17 protein-coding genes and 1 pseudogene are annotated in these 25,981 nt (G+C 69.3%); 16 read left to right on the forward strand and 2 right to left on the reverse strand.

Going from position 1 to position 25,981, the window contains the following annotated elements:
- The first annotated feature begins 188 nt into the window (after positions 1-188).
- The 8 genes from ACFTQE_RS15025 to ACFTQE_RS15060 all read left to right on the forward strand — a co-directional run bounded on the left by ACFTQE_RS15025 (position 189) and on the right by ACFTQE_RS15060 (position 14,247).
- Positions 189-1,454, forward strand: coding sequence for an ABC transporter substrate-binding protein (locus ACFTQE_RS15025; RefSeq protein WP_376925828.1), 1,266 nt, complete (start codon positions 189-191; stop codon positions 1,452-1,454).
- Positions 1,451-2,404 (forward strand): carbohydrate ABC transporter permease, encoded by a 954-nt coding sequence (locus ACFTQE_RS15030; protein WP_376925829.1) that lies wholly within the window; start codon positions 1,451-1,453, stop codon positions 2,402-2,404. The genes ACFTQE_RS15025 and ACFTQE_RS15030 overlap by 4 nt, the downstream gene beginning before the upstream one ends.
- On the forward strand, positions 2,397-3,233 hold the full coding sequence (locus tag ACFTQE_RS15035; RefSeq protein WP_376925830.1) for a carbohydrate ABC transporter permease: 837 nt from the start codon (positions 2,397-2,399) through the stop codon (positions 3,231-3,233). Before ACFTQE_RS15030 ends, ACFTQE_RS15035 begins: the two co-directional genes overlap by 8 nt.
- An 8-nt stretch (positions 3,234-3,241) precedes the next feature.
- Positions 3,242-4,279: a Gfo/Idh/MocA family protein gene (locus ACFTQE_RS15040; RefSeq protein ID WP_376925831.1), complete on the forward strand. Its 1,038-nt coding sequence runs from the start codon at positions 3,242-3,244 to the stop codon at positions 4,277-4,279.
- Positions 4,276-5,301, forward strand: coding sequence for a Gfo/Idh/MocA family protein (locus ACFTQE_RS15045; protein WP_376925832.1), 1,026 nt, complete (start codon positions 4,276-4,278; stop codon positions 5,299-5,301). The genes ACFTQE_RS15040 and ACFTQE_RS15045 overlap by 4 nt, the downstream gene beginning before the upstream one ends.
- A 319-nt stretch (positions 5,302-5,620) precedes the next feature.
- Entirely contained in the window at positions 5,621-9,112 is a 3,492-nt protein-coding gene (gene rpoB / locus ACFTQE_RS15050) for a DNA-directed RNA polymerase subunit beta (protein ID WP_376925833.1), read from the forward strand.
- A gap of 43 nt (positions 9,113-9,155) precedes the next feature.
- Positions 9,156-13,052, forward strand: a complete 3,897-nt coding sequence (rpoC, locus tag ACFTQE_RS15055) for a DNA-directed RNA polymerase subunit beta' (protein WP_376925834.1) — start codon at positions 9,156-9,158, stop codon at positions 13,050-13,052.
- Positions 13,053-13,200: 148 nt separating this feature from the next.
- Positions 13,201-14,247, forward strand: coding sequence for a hypothetical protein (locus ACFTQE_RS15060; RefSeq protein ID WP_376925835.1), 1,047 nt, complete (start codon positions 13,201-13,203; stop codon positions 14,245-14,247).
- Between the two features lie 42 nt (positions 14,248-14,289).
- Here ACFTQE_RS15060 and ACFTQE_RS15065 read toward each other — a convergent pair whose 3' ends face one another.
- Both ACFTQE_RS15065 and ACFTQE_RS15070 read right to left on the reverse strand, forming a co-directional pair.
- The gene (locus tag ACFTQE_RS15065; RefSeq protein ID WP_376925836.1) at positions 14,290-15,048 is read right to left on the reverse strand and encodes a hypothetical protein; all 759 of its coding nucleotides are present in this window, start codon (positions 15,046-15,048) and stop codon (positions 14,290-14,292) included.
- Positions 15,045-15,722 (reverse strand): hypothetical protein, encoded by a 678-nt coding sequence (locus ACFTQE_RS15070; RefSeq protein WP_376925837.1) that lies wholly within the window; start codon positions 15,720-15,722, stop codon positions 15,045-15,047. Before ACFTQE_RS15070 ends, ACFTQE_RS15065 begins: the two co-directional genes overlap by 4 nt.
- Positions 15,723-15,865: 143 nt before the next feature.
- Between ACFTQE_RS15070 and ACFTQE_RS15075 the strand changes: the two genes are divergently transcribed.
- From ACFTQE_RS15075 to ACFTQE_RS15110, 8 genes and pseudogenes are all read left to right on the forward strand, one after another.
- Positions 15,866-16,927, forward strand: coding sequence for an Ig-like domain-containing protein (locus tag ACFTQE_RS15075; protein ID WP_376925838.1), 1,062 nt, complete (start codon positions 15,866-15,868; stop codon positions 16,925-16,927).
- Between the two features lie 16 nt (positions 16,928-16,943).
- Positions 16,944-21,284 (forward strand): FtsK/SpoIIIE domain-containing protein, encoded by a 4,341-nt coding sequence (locus tag ACFTQE_RS15080; RefSeq protein WP_376925839.1) that lies wholly within the window; start codon positions 16,944-16,946, stop codon positions 21,282-21,284.
- A 128-nt stretch (positions 21,285-21,412) separates the two neighbouring features.
- Positions 21,413-21,994 (forward strand): FHA domain-containing protein, encoded by a 582-nt coding sequence (locus ACFTQE_RS15085; protein ID WP_376925840.1) that lies wholly within the window; start codon positions 21,413-21,415, stop codon positions 21,992-21,994.
- A gap of 22 nt (positions 21,995-22,016) precedes the next feature.
- Entirely contained in the window at positions 22,017-22,700 is a 684-nt protein-coding gene (locus ACFTQE_RS15090; protein WP_376925841.1) for a hypothetical protein, read from the forward strand.
- Positions 22,701-22,845: 145 nt separating this feature from the next.
- Positions 22,846-23,139 carry a WXG100 family type VII secretion target gene (locus tag ACFTQE_RS15095; protein ID WP_056010942.1) on the forward strand — a complete coding sequence of 98 codons (294 nt, stop codon included), beginning with the start codon at positions 22,846-22,848 and terminating at the stop codon, positions 23,137-23,139.
- A 74-nt stretch (positions 23,140-23,213) separates the two neighbouring features.
- On the forward strand, positions 23,214-23,846 hold the full coding sequence (locus tag ACFTQE_RS15100) for a WXG100 family type VII secretion target (RefSeq protein WP_376925842.1): 633 nt from the start codon (positions 23,214-23,216) through the stop codon (positions 23,844-23,846).
- The gene (locus ACFTQE_RS15105) at positions 23,839-24,153 is read left to right on the forward strand and encodes a hypothetical protein (protein WP_376925843.1); all 315 of its coding nucleotides are present in this window, start codon (positions 23,839-23,841) and stop codon (positions 24,151-24,153) included. The genes ACFTQE_RS15100 and ACFTQE_RS15105 overlap by 8 nt, the downstream gene beginning before the upstream one ends.
- Positions 24,154-24,164: 11 nt before the next feature.
- A pseudogene (locus tag ACFTQE_RS15110) lies at positions 24,165-25,981 on the forward strand (hypothetical protein); the annotation flags it as partial.

Raw genomic sequence — 25,981 nt, forward strand, 5'->3', positions numbered from 1 at the left:
ACGCGGCGGCCGGGTCATATGTGTTTAAGAGACTGGGCCGGCGCTGCCCCGGGGCGCCGTCGGCTCCTAGGTTGGGGCCGGGGACCCGGTCGGGGCGGCGCACACCGCGCCGACCGGTGGGTGACGAGTCACCCGTAATCACCTGCACATCGGGCGATCCCGCCCACTCTAACCGGAGGAGAACACCCATGCGCCGCACAGCGCTACTGGCCGGAGTCGCCGCCACGGCACTCCTGCTCACCGCCTGCTCGTCCAACGACGGCGGGTCGACGTCGACCGCCGACAAGGACATGACGGCGGAGATCAACTACGCCTTCTGGGATGCCACTCAGGAAGCGGCGATCGACACGATCATCGAGGAGTTCAATGAGGAGTACCCGAACATCACGGTGAAGAAGGACGTCACGCCGTACTCGGAGTTCTTCGGCAAGCTCCAGACCCAGGCCTCGTCGGACACGCTGCCCGACGTCTTCTGGATGAACGGCCCGAACTTCCAGCTCTACGCCTCGAACGACAAGCTCGAGCCCGTGACCGACGCGGTCGACCCCGCGAACTACCCGCAGGCGCTGAACGACCTCTACTCGTTCGACGGCACCCAGTACGGCGTGCCCAAGGACTACGACACCGTCGCGGTCTTCTACAACAAGGCGCTCTTCGACCAGGCCGGCGTCGCGTACCCGACCGAGGGCTGGACGTGGGACGAGTTCCACGAGAAGGCGAAGGCCATCTCCGACGCGCTGAAGGCCGACGGCGTCTACGGCACCGTCAACGGCCTCTCGGGCGGCCAGGAGGTCTACTACAACACCATCCTCCAGGCCGGTGGCGAGGTCATCTCGGCCGACAGCACGACCTCGGGCTACGACAGCCCCGAGGCGATCGAGGGCATCCAGTTCGTCGCCGACCTCATCGCCGACGGCTCGGCGCCGACGCTCCAGCAGCTCTCGGACACCCCGCAGAACGTGTGGTTCGTCAACGGCAAGTCGGCCATGTTCTGGTCGGGCACCTGGTCGAACGCCGAACTCCGCGAGTCCGCGATCGTCGACGACATCGAGGTCGCGCCGCTGCCGAAGAACGAGCAGGAGGCGACGGTCATCCACGGCCTCGCGAACGTCGTCGCGAAGTCCTCGAAGAACAAGGCCGCCGCGCAGGCGTTCCAGGAGTTCCTCGCGTCCGAGCGCGCCGCGGTCATCCAGGCCGAGGCCGGCGCGGCGCTGCCCGCCTTCTCGGGCACGCAGACCGCGTTCATCGAGTCGGCGCCGTACAACCTGCAGGTCTTCCTCGACGAGGCCGAGAACTCCTCGTTCCCGTACCCCGTCTCGAAGAACACCGCGGCGTGGAACCAGCTCGAGAACGAACTGCTCCCCGCCGCCTTCTCGGGCGAGCGCCCCGTCGCCGAGGTGGCGAAGGAACTGGCCGAGAAGATGAACGAAGCACTGGCCGAAGAGAACGAATGACCTCCTCAGCAGTACGTGAGGCCGACGTCGCAGCTCCGGCTGCGGCGTCGGCCCCGCCGGCCGGCCGCGGCAGACGCCGGGGCCGCAGCGACCTCGGCTGGGCGCTCGTCTTCGTCCTGCCGTTGTTCGCGGGCATCGCCCTCTTCTACCTGTGGCCGATCGTCCGCAACGTCTGGTTCAGCTTCACCGAGTGGGGGCCCTTCGGCGACTCCGAATGGGTCGGGCTCGACAACTACATCGAACTTGCCGGTGACGCCACGATGGGCCGCGCCATCCTGAACACCCTCGGGTACACGGCGATGCTGCTCTGCGGCGTGCCGCTCGCGATCTACTTCGCGAGCCTGCTGAACCGCCCCGGCCTGCGATTCGCGAACCTGTTCCGCACCGCATTCTTCCTGCCGTACGTCGCGATGCCCGCCGCCATCTCCATGGTCTGGCGCATCATCTACAACGGCGACTTCGGAATCCTGAACTACGCGCTCTCGCTCATCGGCATCGACGGCCCGGCCTGGCTCTCGACCGAGGGCGTCGCCCTCGTGGCCGTCGCCCTCGTCGGCATCTGGATCTCGCTCGGCTTCAACCTCATCATCCTGTCCGCGGGCATGAAGGGCATCCCCGTCGAGCTCTACGAGGCCGCATCCCTCGACGGCGCGACCCGCTGGAAGCAGTTCACGACGATCACGGTGCCGCTGCTCACCCCCTCGATCTTCTTCGTCTCGGTGATGACGGTCATCGCGGGCTTCCAGGTCTTCGACCTGCTCTACGCCCTCATGGGCACCCAGAACCCCGCCATCGACAAGACCCAGTCGGTCGTCTACTACTTCTTCACGAACATCAAGACGGGCGACAACGGGTACGCGGCCGCGATCGGCGTCGTGATCCTGCTCCTCGTCGGCATCTTCACGATGCTCCAGTTCCGACTCCAGAAGAAATGGGTCACCTATGTCTAAGCGTCGCGTCGGCGCGCGCGAGTCGAACACGATCGCCTACGTCGTGCTCACGGTCGGGGCGGTCGTGATGATCTTCCCGTTCGTCTGGCAGCTCATCATGTCGCTCGGCACGAACGCCGACGTCATCTCGATCCCGCCGTCGTTCTGGCCGTCGGAGTTCAAGCCCGAGAACTACCTCAACGTGTTCGACCGCGTGCCGTTCCTCAGCCAGTTCTGGGTGTCGGTCGGCATCACCGTGATCCGCACGGTCGGCCAGCTCGTGCTGTGCTCGATGGCCGGCTACGCGTTCGCGCGCATGTACTTCCCCTTCAAGGGAGTCGTGCTCGCCCTCATCCTCGCGATCCTCATGGTGCCGCCGCAGGTCTACCTGCTGCCGCAGTACCAGATCATCCAGGGTCTCGGCTGGCTGAACACCGTCATCGGCATCGCAGCGCCCGGCATCTTCAGCGCCTTCGGCACGTTCATGATGCGCCAGTTCTTCATGGGACTGCCGCCCGAGCTCGAGGAGGCCGCCCGCCTCGACGGCGCGAACCAGTTCCAGATCTTCTGGAAGATCATGCTGCCGCTCGCGAAGCCCGGACTCTCGGCGCTCGCGATCATCACGGTGCTCTGGTCGTGGAACGACCTGCTCTGGCCGCTCATCGTCGCGACGAGTGCCGAGAGCATGCCGCTCTCCGCCGGCATCGCGACGCTCACGAGCGGGCGCACGATCACGGACTACCCGATGCTGCTCGCCGCGGCGATGATGGCGATGGCGCCGGTCCTGATCCTCTTCCTCATCATGCAGCGCCGGGTCATCGACGGCGTCGCATTCTCCGGACTGAAATGAGCGAGCGGATGACGCAGCGCAACGATTCCCTCCGTGTCGGCCTCATCGGGGCCGGTGCGATCTCCCACGCCCACGTGCCCGGATGGCTCGCGCTCGGCGCGCGGGTCACGGTGTACTCGGAGGCGGGCGCCGAGGCGCTCGCCGAGCAGTACGGGCTCGAGGTCGCCAGCTCGCTCGACGAGCTGTGGCCGGCCGTCGACGTCGTCGACATCGTGACGCCGACCGCGACGCACGCCGGACTCGCGCTCGCCGCGATCGGGCACGGCATCGATGTCGTGTGCGAGAAGCCGCTCGCGCGCACCGCCGCCGACGCGGTGTCCGTCGTCGACGCGGCCGAGCTGGCCGGTGTGCGGCTCTTCCCGGCGCACGTCGTGCGGTACTTCCCCGAGTTCCTCGCGGCGCGCAGCGCGATCGCGGCCGGACGCATCGGCCGGCCCGCGGTCTTCCGCTTCCGGCGGCAGAGCGCTGCGCCGCAGTCGCCCTGGTTCTTCGACGACGCCGTCTCGGGCGGCATCGTGATGGACCAGATGATCCACGATCTCGACCAGGCCGAGTGGCTCGGCGGTCCGGTGCGCCGCGTCTTCGCACGGCTTCAGCGCGGCGGCGATGCTGCGGCCCCGGTGGTCGCAGCCCAGGTCGTTCTCGACCACGAGTCGGGGCTGATCAGCCACGTCCACGGCACCTGGGGGAGCCCGGCGCTGCCCTTCTCCTACTCGTTCGACCTCGCGGGCGACGGCGGGGTGCTGCGGTTCGACTCGATGCGCGACGACACGATGCGCGCGGCGCTGCCGCCGATCGACGGCGGGGGATACCTGCCCGAGACGAGCGGGGCCGAGAGCCCGTACTCCGCCGAGATCGCCGACTTCGTGCGCGCCATCCGCTCCGGAGGCGCCGCCCGGGTCGACGGCGGCGACGGCGTCCGCGCCGTGCGGATCGCGGAGGCCGCGCTCGAGTCGATCGAGAGCGGCCTGCCGGTCGACCTCGGACCAGCAGGCGAGGCGACGGATGCCTCGACCGACGACGCCATGATCGGAGCCGGCGCATGAACCGCACCACCGAACCCCTGCGCATCGGCATCCTGTCGTTCGCGCACCCGCACGTCGAGGCGTACGCCCGCGCGCTCGTCGAACGCGGCATCGAGGTCGTCGGCACCGACCTCCCGCCGTACGACGCGGGCACGCAGCGCGGCGCAGAGCTCGCGGCGCGCCTCGGCATCGAGTACCTCGACGACGTCGACGCCGTGCTCGCGCGTGCGCCGCACGGCGTCATCGTCACCGCCGAGAACGTGCGGCATCGCGAGCTCGCGCTCGCGGCGATCGCCGCCGGTGCCCATGTGCTGTGCGAGAAGCCGATCGCGACCGAGGTCGGCGACGCGCTCGCCATGGTCGATGCGGCCGAGGCCGCGGGCGTCTCGCTCATGACCGCGCACCCGGTGCGCTTCGCGCCGTCGTTCCGCGAGCTCGTCGCCCGCGTCCGCGCGGGGCAGCTCGGCGAGGTCGTCGCCGTGTCCGGCACGAACAACGGCAAGATCCCGCTCGACCGCAGCTGGTTCACGAGCGAGGCCGCCGCAGGCGGCGGCGCGCTCGTCGATCACGTCGTGCACTGCGCCGACCTCCTCGACGAGCTCCTCGGCGAACCGGCGCAGGAGGTCTACGCGACGGCGAACCGCATCCTGCACGCCGACCGCGGCGTCGAGGTCGAGACCGGGGGAGTCGTGTCGATCGCCTACCCGTCGGGTGTCATCGCGACGATCGACTGCTCGTGGAGCCAGCCCGACACGGCGGCGACCTGGGGCGGGCTCACCCTCGAGGTGCACGGCACCCGCGGGTCGATGCGGATCGATCCGTTCGCCGCCCACGTCTCGGGCTACGGCGAGGGCGGCGCGATCTGGGACGCGTTCGGCACCGATCTCGACCAGCTCATGGTCGACGAGTTCCTCGGGGCGATCCGCGAATCGCGGGCCCCGCGTCCCGACGGCTCGGTCGGCGTCCGCACGCTCGCGATCGTCGACGCCGCGCAGCGGTCGGTGCGCTCGGGGCTCCCCGAAGGCGTGCTCGCACGGGCCTGAGCGAACACCCGACCGGCGCCCCGAGGCATCCGCTCATCGACTCGACGGTGAGCCGCAGCGGGGCGCCGGTTCGCATCTCGGGGCTGCCGGATCGTGGTTATACCGGAGATTCGCAGACAAATCAAGAATCGACTGGACACGGCGCGTCTGGCGACATATAGTTAACCTTTGCGCTCCCAGACCCACCATGCCTTCATATTGCGGTCGGCTTCTGTGCGTGTCGAGATCCTGAGGTCTCCGGCATCCGCACTCGTCTGAGGGGTTCCACTCTCCGCTACCGACAGTGAACCGGCCCGACGGGGCCATGGAGGTTATTCACTTGGCTGCTGCGCGCAACGCGACCACGCCCACCCCCAAGAACGGACGCGGTGCAAGCCGTCTCTCGTTCGCCAAGGTCACCGACACCCTCACGGTACCCGACCTGCTCGCTCTCCAGACCGAGAGCTTCGACTGGCTCGTCGGCAACGAGGCGTGGAAGACACGCCTCTCCGAGGGCAAGGCGGCAGGCCGTCAGGACCTGCCCGAGACCACCGGTCTCGAGGAGATCTTCGAGGAGATCTCCCCGATCGAAGACCTCGGTGAGACCATGCAGCTCTCGTTCACCAACCCTGAGCTCGAGCCTCCGAAGTACACGATCGACGAGTGCAAGGAGAAGTCGAAGACCTACTCCGCACCGCTGTACGTGAACGCGGAGTTCATGAACCACCTCACGGGTGAGATCAAGACGCAGACCGTCTTCATGGGCGACTTCCCGCTCATGACCCCCAAGGGCACGTTCGTCATCAACGGCACCGAGCGCGTCGTCGTCTCGCAGCTCGTTCGCTCGCCGGGCGTCTACTTCGAGCGCACGCCCGAGAAGACCTCCGACAAGGACATCTACTCGGCTCGCGTCATCCCGAGCCGTGGCGCATGGCTCGAGTTCGAGATCGACAAGCGCGACCAGGTCGGCGTCCGCATCGACCGCAAGCGCAAGCAGAGCGTGACCGTCTTCCTGAAGGCCCTCGGCCTCACCTCCGAGGAGATCCTCGAGGAGTTCGCCGGCTACGAGTCGATCGCCCTCACCCTCGAGAAGGACAACATCCTCACGAAGGAAGAGGCGCTCAAGGACATCTACCGCAAGCTCCGTCCGGGCGAGCAGGTCGCTGCCGAGGCCGCGCGTGCGCTCCTCGACAACTTCTACTTCAACCCGAAGCGCTACGACCTCGCGAAGGTCGGCCGGTACAAGATCAACAACAAGCTCGGCCTCGAGGCTCCCCTCACCGACTCGGTGCTGACGGTGCAGGACATCGTCGCCACGATCAAGTACCTCGTCGCGCTGCACGACGAGCGCACCACCCTGCCCGGCCGCCGCGCCGGCAAGGCGGTCGACCTGCGTCTCGACGTCGACGACATCGACAACTTCGGCAACCGTCGCATCCGCGCGGTGGGCGAGCTCATCCAGAACCAGGTCCGCACCGGCCTGTCCCGTATGGAGCGCGTCGTCCGCGAGCGCATGACCACGCAGGACATCGAGGCGATCACCCCGCAGACCCTGATCAACGTGCGACCCGTCGTCGCCGCGATCAAGGAGTTCTTCGGCACCTCGCAGCTGTCGCAGTTCATGGACCAGAACAACCCGCTCGCGGGTCTGACCCACAAGCGTCGCCTCTCGGCGCTCGGCCCCGGCGGTCTCTCGCGCGACCGCGCCGGCGTCGAGGTCCGAGACGTCCACCCGTCGCACTACGGCCGCATGTGCCCGATCGAGACCCCGGAAGGCCCGAACATCGGCCTCATCGGTTCGCTCGCATCGTTCGCGCGCATCAACTCGTTCGGCTTCATCGAGACGCCGTACCGCAAGGTCGTCGCCGGCAAGGTCACCGACCAGATCGACTACCTCACGGCGTCCGAGGAGGACGACTACATCGTCGCCCAGGCCAACGCGCCGCTGAAGGCCGACGGTCACTTCTCCGAGGACCGCGTCCTGGCACGTCAGAAGGGCGGCGAGGTCGACCTCGTTCCCGCCGACCTGATCGGCTACATGGACGTCTCGCCGCGCCAGATGGTGTCGGTCGGCACCTCGCTCATCCCGTTCCTCGAGCACGACGACGCGAACCGCGCCCTCATGGGTGCCAACATGCAGCGTCAGGCTGTGCCGCTGCTCCGCAGCGACTCGCCGTTCGTCGGTACCGGCATGGAGGGCTACGCGGCCATCGACGCCGGTGATGTCATCACCGCCGACAAGGCCGGTGTCGTCGCCGAGGTCTCGGCCGACTCGGTCACCGTGCAGCTCGACGCCGGTGGCACGCAGACCTACTTCCTGCGCAAGTTCGACCGCTCCAACCAGGGCACCTCGTACAACAACCGCGTCCTCGTGAACGCGGGCGACCGCATCGAGGTCGGCGAGGTCATCGCCGATGGTCCTGCGACCGACAACGGCGAGCTCGCGCTCGGCAAGAACCTCCTCGTGGCGTTCATGCCGTGGGAGGGTCACAACTTCGAGGACGCGATCATCCTCAGCCAGAACCTCGTGAAGGACGACGTGCTCTCGTCGATCCACATCGAGGAGTACGAGGTCGACGCCCGCGACACGAAGCTCGGCAAGGAGGAGATCACCCGTGATCTCCCGAACGTCAGCCCCGACCTGCTGGCCGACCTCGACGAGCGCGGCATCATCCGCATCGGCGCAGAGGTCCGCCCCGGCGACATCCTCGTCGGCAAGGTCACGCCGAAGGGCGAGACCGAGCTGTCGGCGGAGGAGCGCCTGCTCCGCGCGATCTTCAACGAGAAGAGCCGCGAAGTCCGCGACACCTCGCTGAAGGTGCCCCACGGTGAGCGCGGCACGATCATCGCCGTCAAGGTGTTCGACTCGCAGGACGGCGACGACGAGCTCGGCTCGGGCGTCAACCAGCGCGTGGTCGTCTACATCGCCCAGAAGCGCAAGATCACCGAGGGCGACAAGCTCGCCGGCCGTCACGGCAACAAGGGCGTCATCTCGAAGATCCTTCCGGTCGAGGACATGCCGTTCCTCGCCGACGGAACCCCGGTCGACGTCATCCTGAACCCGCTCGGCATCCCCGGCCGCATGAACTTCGGCCAGGTGCTGGAGACCCACCTCGGCTGGGTCGCCAAGCAGGGCTGGAAGGTCGACGGCAGCCCGGCGTGGGCCAAGAAGCTTCCGAAGGAAGCGCACGAGGCCGCGCCCGGCACCAAGGTCGCGACCCCGGTGTTCGACGGCGCCCTCGAGGAGGAGATCGCGGGTCTGCTCGACTCGACGCTCCCCAACCGCGACGGCGAGCGACTCATCGACTCGAGCGGCAAGACCCAGCTCCTCGACGGTCGTTCCGGCGAGCCGTTCCCGTACCCGGTCTCGGTCGGCTACATGTACATCCTGAAGCTGCACCACCTCGTCGACGACAAGATCCACGCGCGTTCGACGGGCCCGTACTCGATGATCACCCAGCAGCCGCTCGGTGGTAAGGCGCAGTTCGGTGGTCAGCGATTCGGTGAGATGGAGGTCTGGGCGCTCCAGGCCTACGGCGCGGCATACGCGCTGCAGGAGCTCCTCACGATCAAGTCCGACGACATCCTCGGCCGCGTCAAGGTGTACGAGGCGATCGTCAAGGGCGAGAACATCCAGGAGCCCGGCATCCCCGAGTCGTTCAAGGTGCTCATGAAGGAGATGCAGTCGCTCTGCCTGAACGTCGAGGTGCTCTCGGCCGACGGCACCGCGGTCTCGCTCCGCGACACCGACGACGAGGCCTTCCGTGCTGCGGAAGAGCTCGGCATCAACATCTCCGCGCGCTTCGAGTCGTCGAACATCGACGAGATCTAAGCCTGGCCAGTAGACGACTACAGAGACTTTCCAAGGAGAGAAATTGCTCGACGCAACGACTTTTGACGAGCTTCGCATCGGCCTGGCCACCGCAGAGGACATCCGCAAGTGGTCCTACGGTGAGGTCAAGAAGCCTGAAACCATCAACTACCGCACCCTGAAGCCCGAGAAGGACGGTCTGTTCGGCGAACAGATCTTCGGCCCGAGCCGCGACTGGGAGTGCGCCTGCGGCAAGTACAAGCGTGTCCGCTTCAAGGGCATCGTCTGTGAGCGATGCGGCGTGGAGGTCACCAAGTCCTCCGTGCGCCGCGAGCGCATGGGCCACATCGAGCTCGCCGCTCCGGTCACCCACATCTGGTACTTCAAGGGTGTGCCCAGCCGTCTCGGCTACCTGCTCGACATGGCGCCGAAGGACCTCGAGAAGGTCATCTACTTCGCCGCCTACATGGTGATCGACGTCGACGACGAGGGTCGTCACGCCGACATGCCCGGCCTCGAGAACGAGCTCCGGCTCGAGATCAAGACCATCGGCGACCAGCGCGATGCCCGCATCGCGACGCTCATGGCGCGCAAGGAGGAGGAGCTCGCCGCACTCGAGGCGGAGGGCGCCAAGTCCGACCAGAAGAAGCGCGCCGAAGCGGCCGCCGACAAGGAGATGACGCAGGTCCGCAAGTCGGGCGACGAGCAGATCGCGCACCTCGAGCGCGTGTGGGAGGACTTCCGCACCCTCAAGGTCGGCGACCTCAAGCCCGAGGACTCGGTCTTCCACGAGCTCCAGGACCGCTTCGGCATGTACTTCGACGCCTACATGGGCGCCGAGGCCATCAAGAAGCGCCTCGAGGCCTTCGACCTGGCCGCCGAGGCCGACGACCTGCGCCTGCAGATCGCCGAGGGCAAGGGCCAGAAGAAGATCCGCGCGATCAAGCGTCTGCGCGTCGTCAGCTCCTTCCTGCAGACCGGCAACTCGCCGGCCGCGATGGTGCTCGACGTCGTGCCGGTGATCCCGCCGGAGCTCCGCCCGATGGTGCAGCTCGACGGTGGCCGCTTCGCGACCTCCGACCTCAACGACCTCTACCGTCGTGTGATCAACCGCAACAACCGTCTTCGTCGTCTGCTCGACCTCGGCGCCCCCGAGATCATCGTCAACAACGAGAAGCGGATGCTGCAGGAGGCCGTCGACGCGCTGTTCGACAACGGCCGCCGCGGTCGCCCCGTCACCGGTACCGGCAACCGCGCCCTGAAGTCCCTGAGCGACATGCTCAAGGGAAAGCAGGGTCGCTTCCGCCAGAACCTGCTCGGCAAGCGCGTCGACTACTCGGGCCGTTCGGTCATCGTCGTCGGCCCGCAGCTGAAGCTGCACCAGTGCGGTCTGCCCAAGCAGATGGCGCTCGAGCTGTTCAAGCCGTTCGTCATCAAGCGCCTGATCGACCTGAGCCACGCTCAGAACATCAAGGCCGCCAAGCGCATGGTCGAGCGTTCGCGCCCCCAGGTCTGGGACGTGCTCGAGGAGATCATCCGTGAGCGCCCGGTTCTGCTGAACCGCGCACCCACGCTGCACCGCCTCGGCATCCAGGCCTTCGAACCGCAGCTCGTCGAGGGCAAGGCGATCCAGCTCCACCCGCTCGTGTGTGCTGCGTTCAACGCGGACTTCGACGGCGACCAGATGGCCGTGCACCTTCCCCTCTCGGTGGAGGCGCAGGCCGAGGCCCGCATCCTGATGCTCGCCTCGAACAACATCCTGAAGCCGTCCGACGGCCGTCCGGTGACCCTGCCCACGCAGGACATGATCATCGGCCTGCACCACCTGACGACCGGCAAGCCCGGCGCCGCAGGTGAGGGTCGTGCGTTCTCGTCGATCTCCGAGGCCATCCTCGCGTTCGACCAGAACCGTCCGGGCGAGCTCGCGCTCGACCTCGGCGCCACGGTCAAGATCCGTCTCGAGGGCCTGCACTTCGCCGAAGGCGAGACCCCCGAGAACTTCGTTCCCGGCAAGCCGTACCTGCTCGAGACGACCCTCGGTCGCGCCCTCTTCAACGAGGCGCTCCCGGTCGACTACCCCTACGTGAACGCGCAGGCGGGCAAGACGCAGATCTCGGAGATCGTCAACGACCTCGCCGAGCGCTACCCGAAGACCGAGGTCGCCGCGACCCTCGACCGGATCAAGGACGCCGGCTTCCGCTGGGCGACCCGTTCGGGCGTGACCGTCGCGCTCTCCGACATCCTGACGCCGCCCAACAAGGGCGAGATCGTCTCGAAGTACGAGAAGCAGGCCGCCAAGGTCCAGGGCCAGTTCGAGAAGGGTCTGACGACCGACCTCGAGCGTCGCCAGGAGCTCATCCAGATCTGGACCAAGGCGACCGACGAGGTCGCCAAGGCCATGCAGGAGAACTTCCCGACCGACAACACCATCAACCGCATGGTGACGTCGGGTGCTCGTGGTAACTGGCTGCAGGTGCGCAACATCGCCGGCATGCGAGGCCTCGTGAACAACCCGAAGGGTGAGATCATCCCTCGCCCGATCATCTCGAGCTACCGCGAGGGCCTCTCGGTCGCCGAGTACTTCATCGCGACGCACGGTGCCCGCAAGGGTCTGGCCGACACGGCCCTCCGTACGGCCGACTCGGGCTACCTCACGCGTCGTCTCGTCGACGTCTCGCAGGATGTCATCATCCGCGAGGAGGACTGCGGCACGACCAAGGGACTCGAACTGCCGATCGCGACGACGGATGCCTCGGGCGAGCTCGTCCGCGACCCGAACGTCGAGAACGCGGTCTACGCCCGCAGCCTGGCCGCCGACGCGGTCAACGCCAAGGGCGAGGTCGTCGCAGAGGCCGGTGAAGACGTCGGTGACGTGCTCATCGACAAGCTCATCGCGGCTGCCGTGGAGACCATCAAGGTCCGCTCGGTGCTCACGTGCGAGTCCGCCGTCGGTGTCTGCGCGAAGTGCTACGGCCGTTCGCTCGCGACCGGCAAGCTCGTCGACATCGGCGAGGCCGTCGGCATCATCGCGGCTCAGTCGATCGGTGAGCCCGGCACGCAGCTGACGATGCGTACCTTCCACACCGGTGGTTCGGCCTCGGCCGACGACATCACGCAGGGTCTTCCCCGCGTGCAGGAGCTCTTCGAGGCGCGTACCCCCAAGGGTGCATCGCCCATCGTCGAGGCCCCGGGTCGCATCACGATCGACGAGACCGACAAGCAGCGCAAGGTCATCCTCACGCCCGACAACGGCGACGAGCCGATCGCATACAACGTGCTCAAGCGTTCGACCCTCCTGGTCGAGGACGGCCAGCACGTCGAGCTCGGCCAGCAGCTGATCGTCGGCACCGTCGACCCGAAGGAGGTCCTCCGGGTCAAGGGTGTTCGCGAAGTGCAGAAGCACCTCGTGAACGGCGTGCAGGACGTCTACCGCTCGCAGGGTGTGCCGATCCACGACAAGCACATCGAGGTCATCGTGCGCCAGATGCTGCGCAAGGTCACCGTCGTCGACCACGGCGACACCGACCTGCTGCCCGGTGAGCTCGTCGACCGCCTGAAGTACAACGACATCAACCGCGCCGCGCTGACCGAGGGCAAGAAGACCGCCTCGGCCCGCCAGGAGGTCATGGGTATCACCAAGGCCTCGCTCGCGACCGAGTCGTGGCTGTCGGCCGCGTCCTTCCAGGAGACGACCCGCGTGCTCACGCAGGCCGCCATGGAGGGCAAGTCCGACCCGCTCGTCGGGCTCAAGGAGAACGTCATCATCGGAAAGCTCATCCCGGCGGGTACCGGCCTCGGCAAGTACCGGAACGTCGCGGTCGAGGCGACCGAGGAGGCGAAGGCGGAGCGTTACCCGAACCGCATCTTCACCGACGATGCAGCGTTCACCGAGGGCGACCTGAGCTTCGTCGACTTCGACGCGTTCTCGAGCGACGACTTCACCCCCGGCAACTACAGCTAGTCAGCCGATACGACAGCAGGGCCCCGGAGCAATCCGGGGCCCTGTTTCGTTCTCCCGGGCGCGCGGCGCGCGCTCCCGGAATCCGGCCGTTTCCGTTGCTACAGTTGGCCAACCACGGGTGCGAGGGGTGCCCGGAAGGAGCGCGATCATGAGCAGCACGACTCCCGGAGCCGACCCGGAACGTCACGATGAGGAGACCGGTCCGGTCGACGGCGCCGCCGTCGACGATTCCGCGCCCGATTCCGCTCCCGCGGTGAACGAGACCGGCCCCGTCGATGAGCCGGCGCCGGTCGAGCCCGCAGCCGAGCCCGCCGCACCGATCTCCCCTCCGGCCGCCGATGGGCTCGAGCCCGATTCCGTGCCCGAGCCCGAGCCCGAGCCCGCCGATGCCGACCTGGCCGCGACCTCGCGCCTCGACGAGGCCGTCGAGCGGGCGAGCGCCCACCCCGCTCCCGAGGAGACCAACGGCATCGACGACCTGGATGCCTCGGCGACCCCCGAACCCGTCGCCGCCGACGCCGTGCGCCGTGAGACCTACGTGCCGGCCGCAACCGTGGCAGCCGGCACCGCCGCCGGTGCGGCCACCCTCGCCGACGTGCCCGAACCCGTGTACGTCGCCCCGCAGCCCGGACCGCAGACCATCTACGTGCAGGCGCCGACGCCGCCGAAGGCGAAGGGCAATCGCGGGTTCGGCGTGCTCGTCGCACTCATCGGCACGGTCGCGTTCGCCGTGCTCTACGGAGTCGTCGCCTATGCGCTCTACCTGAGCTACGGGGCACCGGAGGGTGAGGCGATCGGCGTCGCCGACTTCCTCCTCGAGCCCACGTTCTGGGTGCCCGTCGTCGCGTTCTTCGTCGGGTTCGCGCTGCTCGCGGCGATCGTGAACCGAGGGCCGTGGTGGACCTACGCGGTCTTCGGCCTGCTGGTCGGCGTGCTCGTGTACTTCGCGTACATCGGCGGTTCCCTGCTCGCGGTGCAGGCGTGGACGCTCACGCTCGAACAGGCGAACGACTTCATCGCCGAGCGCTGGCTCGATCCGTACGCGATCGTGGCGGCGGTCATCGCCCGCGAGATCCCGATCTGGCTCGGCGGCTGGATCGCGGCTCGCGGTCGCACCGTCACCGAGCGCAACCGGCTCGCGATCGAGGCCTACGACCGCGAGCTCGCGGCCGGACCGCAGGCGCAGCGCTACTGAGCCGGCCGCCGCGGCCGCCGATCGACCGGTCGCGAGCGCCGGTCAGCCGCAGTCGAGCACGGGGTCGACGGGTGCCACCACTGCGACGGGTTCGCCCCACGCGGTGAAGGTGAACGCCCCGGTGCCGGTCGCATCGCCGGCGGTGAAGGCCGCAGGCAGCGGCGGCCCCGTGCGCTGCACGGTCATCACGCCCGCCGGCGCTTCCGCGGTGCCGACGACGACGTCGAGCGTCTCGGCGTCGTCCTGCGGCGCCTGCACGGTGACCGTTCCACTCGCGTCGAGCAGCTCGTCGACGAGGTCGCGCGGCTTCAGGAACGGCGCCCACTCCTCGAGCAGCGAATCGCCGGCGGTGCAAACGAACCCCTGCTCGAGTTCGGGAATGCCGGTGCGGGCGGCGTAGGCGGCATTGCCTCGGAGGTAGCTCCGGCCGTCGACGGTCACGATCTCAAGACTGAGCGCTCCGGCATCGATCGTTGCGGTGTACTGGTCCGCGCGTCCGCTGAATCGGACTGCGAGCGAGCGGCCGGGAGCCGGCTCCGCGCCGGCCGCGCCCGCGGTCAGCTCGGTGAAGGCGCCGGAGTAGGTGACCGGACCCGCGGAACCCGTGGCGTCGACGATCTCGGATGCCGCGGCGTCGCCGCTCAGGAGCCAGAGGCCGTTGCCCGGGATGGGGTCGTCGCCGACCGCATCGGCGGGGAACTGCGATGGCGTGGGCGGCGCCTCACCGGGCGGTGCGCTGCAACCCGCGAGCGCGACGCCGACGACACCGGCGAGCGCGAGGGATGCGAGTCGGCGCTTCACGGCGTCGCGTCGGTCACGCAGGCGCTCTGACCTCGCTGGGCCGAGAGCGTCTCGGCGTCGAGCGCGACATCGCCGGTGCTCGAGGTCGGACGCACCACGAAGCACGTGTCGTCTTCGTACAGGCCCGCGGCCGAGTACACCCAGGCCTCGGTGCCGCCGTGCACGAACTGCGTGAGGTCGACGACCTCACCGCTGCCGTGCACCGCGTAGAGGCTGTAGGCGGCGTCGGGGCCGCTCCAGTCGAGGTGTGCGTTGCCGTCCTCGATCTGCAGGGTCAGGCCGCTGACGGCGACCGAGTCGTCGTTCACCGCGGAGATGATGAACCAGGTCGCTGCGCCCGCGAGCGCGAGCACCGTGAGCCCGATCGAGACCAGGAACGCCGGATGCCGCCACCACTTGCGCTCGGAGGCCGGCGCTTCGGCGAGCTCGGGCAGCACCGATCCCGACGTGCCGAGGGGCCGCGCGCCGGCGGTGGAGTGCAGCGCCGGCTGCCCGGGCGACGTGCCGAGCGATGCGCGCGACGCCGGCGACGGGGAGGCGGCGCCGGTCGACGGCATCGGGGTGGTCGCCTGGTACGTCGGGGGAGTGGCGGTCGAGTCATCCGTGCCCGATGCGAGCCGTTCGTGCTCCTTGAGCGTGCTCCGGAAATCGCGGCGACGTGGTGAGCCGGACATCGCTTCCCTTCGTCGTCGGCGTTGCGAGAGATGGCGTCGCCCGTCTGGCCGACCGCGTACCATGGTATCCCGCACGCCGGAGCACGAATACGAGCGCGACGACAGGGAGACCAGTGGGCACACCGGGCCGCCGCCGCGCCCTGATGGGCGCCGCCGTCCTGTCGCTCGCCCTGCTCCTCTCCACGTCGGTCGTCACCGAGTCGCAACGAGCGGATGCCGCGGATTCGGGCTCGCTCGCATCGGTCGCGGTGCCCTATCTCGGCAGCACTTCCATCGAGCCGGCACCGGGCTGGCAGATCACCGATTGCGCGGCGCCGCTTGCGGCGACGCCGCTCGCGACGGCGTGCGAGCCGACGAAGCTGACGCTCACGGCGACCGCCTTCGATCCCGAGGCCGCCGCGGTCGTCGTGCCCGTGCCGCAATCGAACGGCGCCGCCTCGGTCGTCTTCCACTACACGGTCACGCTGGCGCCGCCCGAGGCGCCGACGGTGACCCCCGGTCGCACGGGGTTCCCGGTCGCGGCCGGATCGACGGTGCTGCTCCCGCTCAGCGACCTGGGCATCGAGTGCGTCGTGTGCAGCGACGGCGGGTCGGTCGACGTCGTCGGGGTGGAGCCGCGATCGGCCGGCACGGCGGTTGCGACCGGGACGCACGTGGTGTTCCGCCCGTCGGCGGCCTTCACCGGCGACGCGGGCATCACCCTCCGGTTCGCCGACGACTTCGGCGCGTGGTCGGCGAGCACGGTGGTCGAAGTGCCCGTGTACCGGCCGGCGACGATGCTCGTCGCCACGAGCGTGTACCTCGCGAACGACGGCACCGAGCAGGCCATCGACCTCGGGGAGCTCGTCTTCGGCCCCGAGGCCGGCGACATCCACTTCATCGGATGCGGCGCCGCACTGCACGGCACGGTGGCGTGCCGGCCCGACGGCACGGCGAGCTACGTGCCGTCCGAGGCATCCGTCGACCAGTTCAGCTACCACGTCGCCTCGTCGAACGGCGAACAGGCGACCGGGTCGGTGACGCTCGTCGGGCCGGGCGCCTCGCTGCCCGACTCCGGCCTCGTGCCGGCCTCGGCGAGACGCGACGGCGATGATGGCGTAGCTTCGATGATCGTGCCGCGCGTGCCGTCCGAGACGGATGCGAGCGGTCGCGCCGGGATCTTCAGCCCCCTGATCGAGACGCTCGATCGGGCGGGAGTGCGATGAACGAGAGGTGTGCAGCATGACCGTTCGATTGACGATCGGGCCGCCGGTCGCGCAGGGAGCGCCCGCCTCATGGGTGCTGAAGGTCGATGAGGCCACGACGGTCGGCGAGGTGGCCGAGTCGCTGGGCGTGACGCCCGGCGCGCTCGACCCGTCGGCCAACCCGTCGACGCCCTTCGCGGAATCCGCCGTGCTCTCCGGCGCGGACATCCCCGCGAAGGATGCCGCCGCCCTCGAACCGGGCACCCTCCGCCTCGAGGTCGTGGGCGGTCCGTTCGCCGGCGAGACGCTGCCCCTGGTCGCCGGCCGTGCCATCTCGATCGGCAGCGCGGGTTCGGCGAGTCTCGTGATCGCCGACCCCGCCCTCGCGCCCGAGCACGCCGTGCTGACCGTGAACGCGCCCGCGCAGGCCGATGCGGGCCGGCCGGCGCCGCTCTCGGCGACGATCGCCCCGGCGGCGCACGGTGCGACGGTCTGGGTGAACGGCGACGAGATCGAGGGTGCGTCCGACCTCGTGCCCGCCGACCACTTCCAGCTCGGCAACAGCATGTTCCGCATCGGGTTGGCGCCCGGCACCGACGCCGACCTGACGCGCGACGCGCTCGGCGGTCGCGGCTTCAACCGCCCCTCGCGCATCAAGCCGTCGAAGACGCAGCCCGTCGTCATGCTGCCGGGCGACAAGCCCGAGGATCCCGACCAGTCGCCCATGCCGTGGCTCTCGGCGATCATCCCCGTGGTGCTCGGCGTCACGATGGCGATGGTGTTCCAGCGGCCCATCATGCTGCTCATGGCCGCGGCGAGCCCGATCATGGTCGTCGGCTCGTTCCTCGCCAATCGCAAGCTCGCCAAGAAGAAGGGCGTGAAGACCGAGAAGCAGTGGATCGCCGACGTGAAGGTCGCCGAGGCCCGCATCAGCGAGCTCGCGAAGATCCAGCGCCTCGAGGGCTGGTACCGCATGCCCGACCCGGTCGTGATCGCCGACATCGCGACGAGGCCGCTCTCCCGGCTCTGGGAGCGCCGCAAGAGCGACGACGACGCGTTGCAGCTCCGTGTCGGCGTGACCGAGGTCGACCTCGACGTTCGATTCGAGGGCGGTGGCAAGGATCGTACGACCCAGGGCGCCGTCGGCGTGACGCCGCAGCCCGTCGCCGCCGACCTCCGCAAGGGCGTCGTCGGCATCGCAGGGCCGAGCGATGCGGTCCGGAGCCTCGCGCGTGCGATGGTCGCCTCGTTCGCGACGCTCCGCTCGCCGAGGGACGCCGAACTGGTCGTCATCTGCGACGCCGACGCCGACGCCGAATGGGGCTGGACCCAGTGGCTCCCGCATCTGCAGGCCAGCAGCTCGGTTCCCGCGATGCTCGGCAACACCGACGACACGAGGCGCGAACGCCTCCGCGAGATCGCGGTGACCCTCGAGACCCGGATGCGCCTCGCCGGCCAGCGCGGCGCGGTCGTGCCGTCCGACATCGTGGTCGTCGTCGACGGTGCACGCGAGTACCGGATGCTCCCGGGCATGGTGCCGTTGCTCGAGCACGGCGCCGCGCACGGCATCCATGTCATCGCACTCGACTCCGAGCGGGCTCGACTCCCCGAGGAGGCGGCGAGCGTCGTCGTCGTCGATCCCGCCGACCCGGCGCTCGCACGGTTCGAGACCGGTGCCGAGTACCACCCGACGGTGCTCCTCGACGGCGTCTCGATCCCCGTGGCGCAGCGCATCGCCCGGAGTCTCTGCTCGATCCAGCACGTGAGCGGCGTCGGCGACGACGCGATGCTGCCGACGAGCGTTCGTATGGTCGACCTGCTGAAGATCGACCTCGACGACCCGACCCCGATCATGCAGCGCTGGGCCAAGCAGCCGCGCAACACCTTCGTCGTCGTCGGGGCCAACGCCGATGGCGAGTTCGCGCTCGACATCTCGCGCGACGGTCCGCACGCGCTCGTCGCGGGAACGACGGGCTCGGGCAAGTCCGAGTTCCTGCAGGCGCTCGTCGTGAGCCTCGCGATGGCCAACCGGCCCGACGCGCTGAACTTCGTGCTCGTCGACTACAAGGGCGGCTCGGCGTTCGCCGACTGCGAGCGTCTCCCGCACACGGTCGGCATGGTCACGAACCTCGACGCGCGCGAGACGGAGCGCGCCCTGGCGTCGCTCGACGCCGAGCTCAAGCGCCGCGAGGTCGTGCTGCGCGACATGAACGCGAAGGACGTCGACGCCGCGTGGGCGAAGGACGCCGAGACCGCCGCGGCCCGAGGTCTTGCACGACTCATGATCGTCATCGACGAGTTCGCGGAGCTCAAGACCGAGCTGCCCGACTTCATCGACGGACTCGTGCGCATCGCCCGCGTCGGGCGCTCGCTCGGCGTCAACCTCGTGCTGGCGACGCAGCGGCCCGCCGGCGTCGTGACCGCCGAGATGCAGTCGAACATCAACCTCCGCGTCGCGCTGCGCGTGACCGACCGCTCGGACTCGGCCGACATCCTCGGCTCGGGCGAGGCGGCGCTCATCAGCGCCTCCACGCCCGGTCGCGGCTTCGTGCGGCTCGGGCCGAGCGCGGCGCCGAGCGGGTTCCAGACCGCGCGCGTCGCCGGCATCCGGCCGGGCGTGCAGCGTTCGGCCAAGGTGCTGCCGCCCGCGGCGAAGATCGACTGGGAGACCATCGGCTTCCCGATCCGGTATCCGCAGGCGTCGGCGCAGCACGAGGAGAACCGCGACCACGACGACACCGACCTGCGCGCGCTCGTCGATGTCGTCACCGACGCGACGAGCCGCCTCGGCATCGCGAAGAACCCCTCGCCGTGGCTGCTCCCGCTTCCCGCGGTGCTGACGCTCGACCGCCTCGCTGACACCCCGCTGAAGCCGACCGAGCTGCTGCTCGGGCTCGAGGACGTTCCCGGCGAGCAGTCGCAGCGGCCGCTCACCTGGGACGTGGCGAACGGCTCGCACATCCTGTTCATCGGCGGATCGATGTCGGGCCGCACCACGGCGCTCCGCACCCTGCTCGCGCAGGCCGTGCAGCGCTTCACCCCTGGTGACCTGCACCTCTACATCAGCGACTTCGGCAACGGCGCGCTGCTGCCGTTCGCGGACGCCCCCCAGTGCGGCGCGGTCGTCACCCAGCTCGACGGCGACCGCCTGCCTCGCCTGATGCAGCGCATCCTCGAGGAACTGGCGATCAGGCAGGGCATCCTGTCGAGCGCCGGCGTGGGGCACATCAACGAGCAGCGGGCGCAGGCCGATCCGTCGACCGCACTGCCGTACGCGATCTTCGCCGTCGACGGCTGGGAGCGGATGCTCTCGACGATGAACCCCGACCAGCTCGTGGCGTTCCGCGAGCAGTTCATGCGCGTGCTGCGCGAGGGCCCGGCCGTCGGCGTGCGCGTGCTGATGACCGGTGACCGCGGCATCACGGGCGACAAGGTCTCCTCGTTCATCGACGAGCAGTACGCCCTGCCGATGCGCGACATCAACGACTACCGCACCGCGGGCATCATGGCCAAGGACATCCCGCTGAACCTCCCCGCCGGCCGCGCGCTCTGGGGCGCGCAGGGCTCGGAGGCGCAGTTCGCCGTGCTCGTGCGCGACACGAGCGGCGAGGCGCAGACGACGGCCCTCCGTCGCACGATCGAGCACGTCCGCGACCACTTCGACCAGTTCCCGCAGCTCGCCGAGCTGCCGCAGCCGTTCCGCGTCGACCCGCTGCCCGGCTACATGGCGCTCACCGCCGCCTACGAGCTGCCGCTCGGCGACGGCGGGGGAGAAGACGGTCCCGTGGTCGCGGTCGGCGGCGACCGGCTGTCGCGCTTCACGCTCGACTGGCCCGCCGACGGCGGATTCATCGTCACGGGCGACCGGCGGTCGGGCAAGTCCTCGACGCTCGCCGCGATCGTGCACCAGCTCGCCTGGCGCAAGGAGCCGCTGCTCGTCGTCGCGTCGCGACCCTCGGTGCTGACGGAGCTCGCCGAGCGCTCCGGCATCCCCTTGGTCCGCGCGGGAGACATCCAGCCGGCGCAGCTCGACGAGTTGCTCGCTCCCTTCGACGGCCGCGTCACCGTCGTCGTCGACGACGTCGAGCAGTTCAAGAACGCCCCGATCGAGCACGCGCTGACCGGCATCAAGCACCGTGCGAGCTTCATCGTGGCTGCGGACTCCGACTCGCTGTCGACGCTCTTCGGCGGCCCGTTCGTCGAGGCGAAGAAGGCGCGGCGGGCCTTCGTGCTGCGACCGTCGGCCGCGATGCTCGGCACGCAGGCCGTCGGCGCACCGATCCCCAAGTTCATGCTGGGGCAGGCTCCGGCCGGCGGCGGCGTGTACACCACGCCGAGCGGTTGGCTTCCGGCACGGGTGCCCGATGTTCGGCAGTGAACCTCACGGTCGGCCGCGCCGACCGTAGACTCGACTGGGCCGCTGCAAGGCGGCCCCGTACCGAAAGGTGAAGCACTGTGGCCTCTGCACGCTGCGCGTATTGCGACGCGACACTGCAGCCGAACAGCATGTTCTGCACGTCCTGCGGTCAGCTCGTGCCGCAGTCGACGTCGAGCCGCCCGCCGGCCCCGTTCTCCGCGCCTCCGGCCGAGGCGCGGCCGGCCGCGGGCGCACCGGCCGCAGCTGCTCGTGGACCCATCGATCCCGTGCCGCTGCCGTCCCTGCTGCCGTGGCAGCAGGCGCAGGCGCAGGCGAACGCGGGCGAACAGAAGCCGACCGCGACCGGTGCGGCGGCCGTCGTGGGTTCGCCCGTGCTCACCAAGGTCGAACTCAGTTTCTCGACCGGTCAGCGCGTGGTGGTGAGCGGAGCCGCGGTCATCGGCCGCAAGCCCGCGCAGACCGCGGCAGCCACCGGTGCGCAGTCGATCGAGCTGCTCGACGACACCCGTTCGGTCTCCCGGGTGCACCTCTACTTCGCCCTCGAGGGCGGCGCGGCGACGGTGGCGGACGCGGGGTCGAGCAACGGCTCCAGCATCGAGCGCGCCGGAGCCCAGATCCCGCTCCAGGGGGCCGGCTCCCCGGTCGCGGTGGTGCCCGGTGACCGCGTGTGGGTGGGCGACATCAGCTTCGAGATCAGGCCGGCGGCGTGATGACGCCCTCGAGGAGGACGACATGACCGATCAACAGCCCACGACGGCGGGGCCGACCGTGTTCCGGATCCCCGCGGATCGGCTGGAGCGGGCGCGGGGCGCCCAGACCACCCTGCTGGTGCTCGGGATCGTGGTCGGCGGCGGGCTCGTGGCGCTGGCGCTCTGGGGCCTGGGCGGCAAGAACGCCGACGTGGTCTTCTCTCTGGTCTTCGGTCTGGGCGGTCTCGGAATCCTGGTCGCCGTCGTGACGGCGGTCGCCGGGTGGCGCCGCAACCTGCGACGGGCGGCCGGCGGCGACGGAGTCGTGCTCGCCGTCGATCAGGGCGGCCTCGCGCTCGGCGCCTTCGGCCGCGTCGCATGGCCGGATGTCTCGGAGATCGTGTACCTCGACCGCCGGAACTCGGAGCCGGGCACCGGCAGTGCCGCCGGCGTGGGCCGGCAATGGGGCAAGGTGCTCCGCGACCGCGGCGGTCGAAGCGAGATGGACGTGGTCGTCACCCTTCGCGACAGCGTCCGGGCGCAGACGGGCGGGGCTCCCGGTGACGCCGCCGGCATGTCGAACACGTCGAACGGCCGATCCGTCGTCCGGCTTCCCTTCGGTTCCGCCCTGCCGGTCGAGGCCTTCCACGATGCGTATCGCGCCGTCGAGCCGGTCGCCGCCGCACACGGCATCACCCTCCGCTACGACAACAAGGCCTCGGTCTGACTTGATCCGTGCATGGGGAGCGCTCCCCATGTGCCGGTTCGCCGCCGTCGGGTAGCGTACTGGGAGTCGGGTAGGCCAGCGCATCGTGGATGCAGCCGGGCCGCCGCGGCATCCGGTAGTTTTCAGAAGATCCACGGAGGAAACCATGGCGGAAATCCGCGTTACTTCGGACTCGCTCGCAGGCGTCGCTGGCCAGCTCTCGAGCGGCTCGCAGTCGATCGAGTCGCAGCTGTCGAACCTGAAGTCGCTCGTCGAGGGGCTGATCTCGGGTGACTGGAGCGGCACCGCGTCGCAGAGCTTCAACGAGCTGTACTCCCAGTGGGACCAGGCCGGTCTGCAGCTGAAGGAGTCCCTGCAGGGCATCAGCGACCTGCTCAACCAGGCCGCGCTCTCGTACGAAGACAGCGAGAACGCGATCGCCGGCACGTTCAACGGCTGATCGATCCTCGAGTGCCGGCGCGTCGAAGCGCCGGCACTGTTCGCCGACCGCACTCGAGGTTCTAGGGAACAGGCATGGTCTACTTCAAGGTTCGCGCTGATTCGCTCAGCGACGTCGCCGGACGCATCGGCACCGTGATCGCGACATTCGACGCGAATCTCGCCGGCGTGTCGTCGACGGTGACGTCGATGGCGCAGACGACGTGGCGCGGCTTGGACGCCGACAAGTTCGCCGAGGAATGGGCGAACTTCGAGACGCAGGCGGCCCTCGTGCGGCAGGCGCTCGCCACCCTGCAGATGAAGCTCATCTCCGCCGACGGCTCCTACACCCGCACCGAGGGCGGCGTGAAGTCGTCGTTCAACGGTGCGGCGCCGACGGTGGCCGCGGTCAAGAAGGCCTCGTCGCCGTTGAGCACCCGAGTCGCCTCCGGCGAGGAGAAGGCCGAGGACATGGCCGAGTTCTTCGGCCGCGACTACGCGGGCGACAACGAGGTGGAGCAGTTCGGCGGCGGCATGGTCGGTCGTCGCGGCGGCGCCGGTCAGGCGACCGGCGGCGGCCCCGGCGACAGCGACGGCGATGGTGACGACGACCAGATCGGCACTGGCGTGTTCCGGCTGGGTGCCGACGGGGAGCCGTTGGTGACGCCCGAGATCGTCGTGGCCGCAGAGGCCGGCGACGGCGCGCAGAGCGGAGCAGAAGATGCCTGAACAGCAAGCGGATGTCGCGGAGCTCGCGCAACTCGTCGCGGCGATGGGCGAGCTCAAGGAATACTGCGACGCGCTCCGCCAGGGAGCGAGCGTGTTCGCCTACATGCTGCCGAACGAGTGGCAGGGCCCGGCGATGGGCGCCTTCATCGGCAACTTCGAGGCCTGGGCGGCCTCGGCCACGGCGATGCACAACTCGGCGACGCAGCTCGAGTCGCAGGCGAAGGCCGTGCAGACCGCCTACGACACCGCGATCACGAATCTTGACACGATGTGGAACTCGATCCAGTCGAGTATCCCCGGCAGCTGAGGCAGACCACGATGACGACGGTGCAACTGAACCCCGCGCAGCTCTCGCTCGACGCCGGCTCGCTCGGCGGCCTCGCCACGCGACTGCGTGCCGCTGCCGACAGCTGCGAGAGCGCGCTGAGCGGCACGGTCTACATGGCCGGCGACGACGAGTCGGCGCGTGTCTTCGCCCATGGCGAGGGCACGGCCGGGCAGGGGTACGACGAGTACTCCGACCTCGTGATCAAGAACGTGCGCTCCGCAGCATCGTTCGTCGAGATGCTCGAAGCGGCCGTCAACAACACGGGCCGCACCTATGACGGAGTGCAGCTCGTCGGTGCGGGCAAGGATCCCGCTTCGAGCGGCATCGCCGAGCTGAAGCCGAAGTTCGGCACTCCGACCGGCTCGGTCCCGACGTCCTACGGCGAAGGCCCGCAGGAGGGCCTCGGGGAGTTCGCCGACTTCGTGCTCGACAAGCTCCGCGAGTACGGTGTGGCGCTGCCGTGCGCCGACTCGGGCAAGCTGAGTTCGGCGTCATCGGCGTGGACCAGCCTTCACTCCGGACTCGTCCCGATCGCCAGCTCCGTTCGCGGAGACCTCGGCTCCGTCTCGGCGTTCCGACTCCCGCAGCAGGGCAGCATCCAGACGTCCCGCGACAAGCTCGCATCCTGGATCGACGAGGTCGCCGAGTCCGCCGACGGCATGCGCGAGTACGTCGCGCAGATGCAGGAGAACGTCGAGCAGGCCTGGCACGAGATCCGCTGGTTCCTTGCCCAGATGGCGATCGAGATCGTTGCCGAGATCGCGCTCGGCGCCGTGCTCGGCGCCATCTCGTTCGGTGCCGGTGCCGTCGCGATGACCGCGAAGATCCTGGTCACGGTCGGCAAATGGGTGCTGAAGATCGTCGACAAGTGCAAGGACCTCGCTCGCATCATGCGTGCGATCGGCGCCACGGCTGCGCGCATCGGCAACCGCATGAAGGGCCTGCTCGGTCGTGCCGTCAATGAGGCGGTGGCGGCGGGCGCGGCGAGCGCCGGTTCGTCGTTCATCGTCAACGAGATCCGACTGAACTCGAATCACAAGTTCGATCAGAACTACGAGGCGCAGAACGTCTGGGGCACGGCCGTCTCATCCGCACTCGGCGGCGGCGGCGGCGCGATCGTGGCCGGCGCGGCATCCTCGTTCATCCGGCGTGGGCCGAACTTCGGCAACTTCGATGCTCCGACCAGGTTCGGCGACGAGGTGCTCGCCGGTGCCGTCGACGGTGCGGTCAGCACCGCCGCGGGCGCTGCACTCTTCGGCGAGGAGGGCAGCATGGAGGGCGCAGTGGTGCTCGGCGCGCTCATGGGCGGTGCCATGCACTTCGCTCCGGGCGGCGGCAGCCACGGCAACACGCCGTCCGGTCTGTCCGGCGGCGGGGCTCCCGGAACGCCCTCGGTGCCGACGCCCGGCTCCGGTGGCGCTCCCGCCCCGGTCACGCCCGGTGGTTCGGGTGGCACGGGCGTTCCGAGCGACGGCGCGCCGACTCCGGGCTCGGGCGGGGGCGGTTCGAACACGAGCGGCGGCGGTTCATCCGTCGACGTCAGCAGCGATGCCCCGACTCCCGGTTCCGGCGACGCCGGCACGGGAGGCGGCGACGGCGGCTCGAGCGTCGATGTTCCCTCGACTCCCGATTCCTCATCGTCAGACTCCTCTGGAGCCGACGCGCCTGCCGCGGACGGCACCGCGACGGATGCGCCTGCGACCGATGGATCGTCGACCGATTCGCCTTCGCCTGATTCTTCGTCGCCTGATTCTTCGTCGACGGATGGTTCGTCGCCTGATTCTTCGTCGACGGATGGTTCGTCGCC

Source organism: Agromyces sp. NPDC056965, from assembly GCF_042673425.1.
GTDB lineage: Bacteria > Actinomycetota > Actinomycetes > Actinomycetales > Microbacteriaceae > Agromyces.

Bases quoted from the DNA above. Each gene is read 5' to 3' on its own strand.
- ACFTQE_RS15075 (WP_376925838.1), top strand. From the start codon at position 15,866: ATGGGCGCCGCCGTCCTGTCGCTCGCCCTGCTCCTCTCCACGTCGGTC.
- ACFTQE_RS15045 (WP_376925832.1), top strand. From the start codon at position 4,276: ATGAACCGCACCACCGAACCCCTGCGCATCGGCATCCTGTCGTTCGCG.
- ACFTQE_RS15095 (WP_056010942.1), top strand. From the start codon at position 22,846: ATGGCGGAAATCCGCGTTACTTCGGACTCGCTCGCAGGCGTCGCTGGC.
- ACFTQE_RS15070 (WP_376925837.1), bottom strand. From the start codon at position 15,722: ATGTCCGGCTCACCACGTCGCCGCGATTTCCGGAGCACGCTCAAGGAG.
- ACFTQE_RS15025 (WP_376925828.1), top strand. From the start codon at position 189: ATGCGCCGCACAGCGCTACTGGCCGGAGTCGCCGCCACGGCACTCCTG.
- ACFTQE_RS15090 (WP_376925841.1), top strand. From the start codon at position 22,017: ATGACCGATCAACAGCCCACGACGGCGGGGCCGACCGTGTTCCGGATC.
- ACFTQE_RS15030 (WP_376925829.1), top strand. From the start codon at position 1,451: ATGACCTCCTCAGCAGTACGTGAGGCCGACGTCGCAGCTCCGGCTGCG.
- ACFTQE_RS15100 (WP_376925842.1), top strand. From the start codon at position 23,214: ATGGTCTACTTCAAGGTTCGCGCTGATTCGCTCAGCGACGTCGCCGGA.
- ACFTQE_RS15080 (WP_376925839.1), top strand. From the start codon at position 16,944: ATGACCGTTCGATTGACGATCGGGCCGCCGGTCGCGCAGGGAGCGCCC.
- ACFTQE_RS15105 (WP_376925843.1), top strand. From the start codon at position 23,839: ATGCCTGAACAGCAAGCGGATGTCGCGGAGCTCGCGCAACTCGTCGCG.
- ACFTQE_RS15035 (WP_376925830.1), top strand. From the start codon at position 2,397: ATGTCTAAGCGTCGCGTCGGCGCGCGCGAGTCGAACACGATCGCCTAC.
- ACFTQE_RS15060 (WP_376925835.1), top strand. From the start codon at position 13,201: ATGAGCAGCACGACTCCCGGAGCCGACCCGGAACGTCACGATGAGGAG.
- ACFTQE_RS15085 (WP_376925840.1), top strand. From the start codon at position 21,413: ATGTTCTGCACGTCCTGCGGTCAGCTCGTGCCGCAGTCGACGTCGAGC.
- ACFTQE_RS15040 (WP_376925831.1), top strand. From the start codon at position 3,242: ATGACGCAGCGCAACGATTCCCTCCGTGTCGGCCTCATCGGGGCCGGT.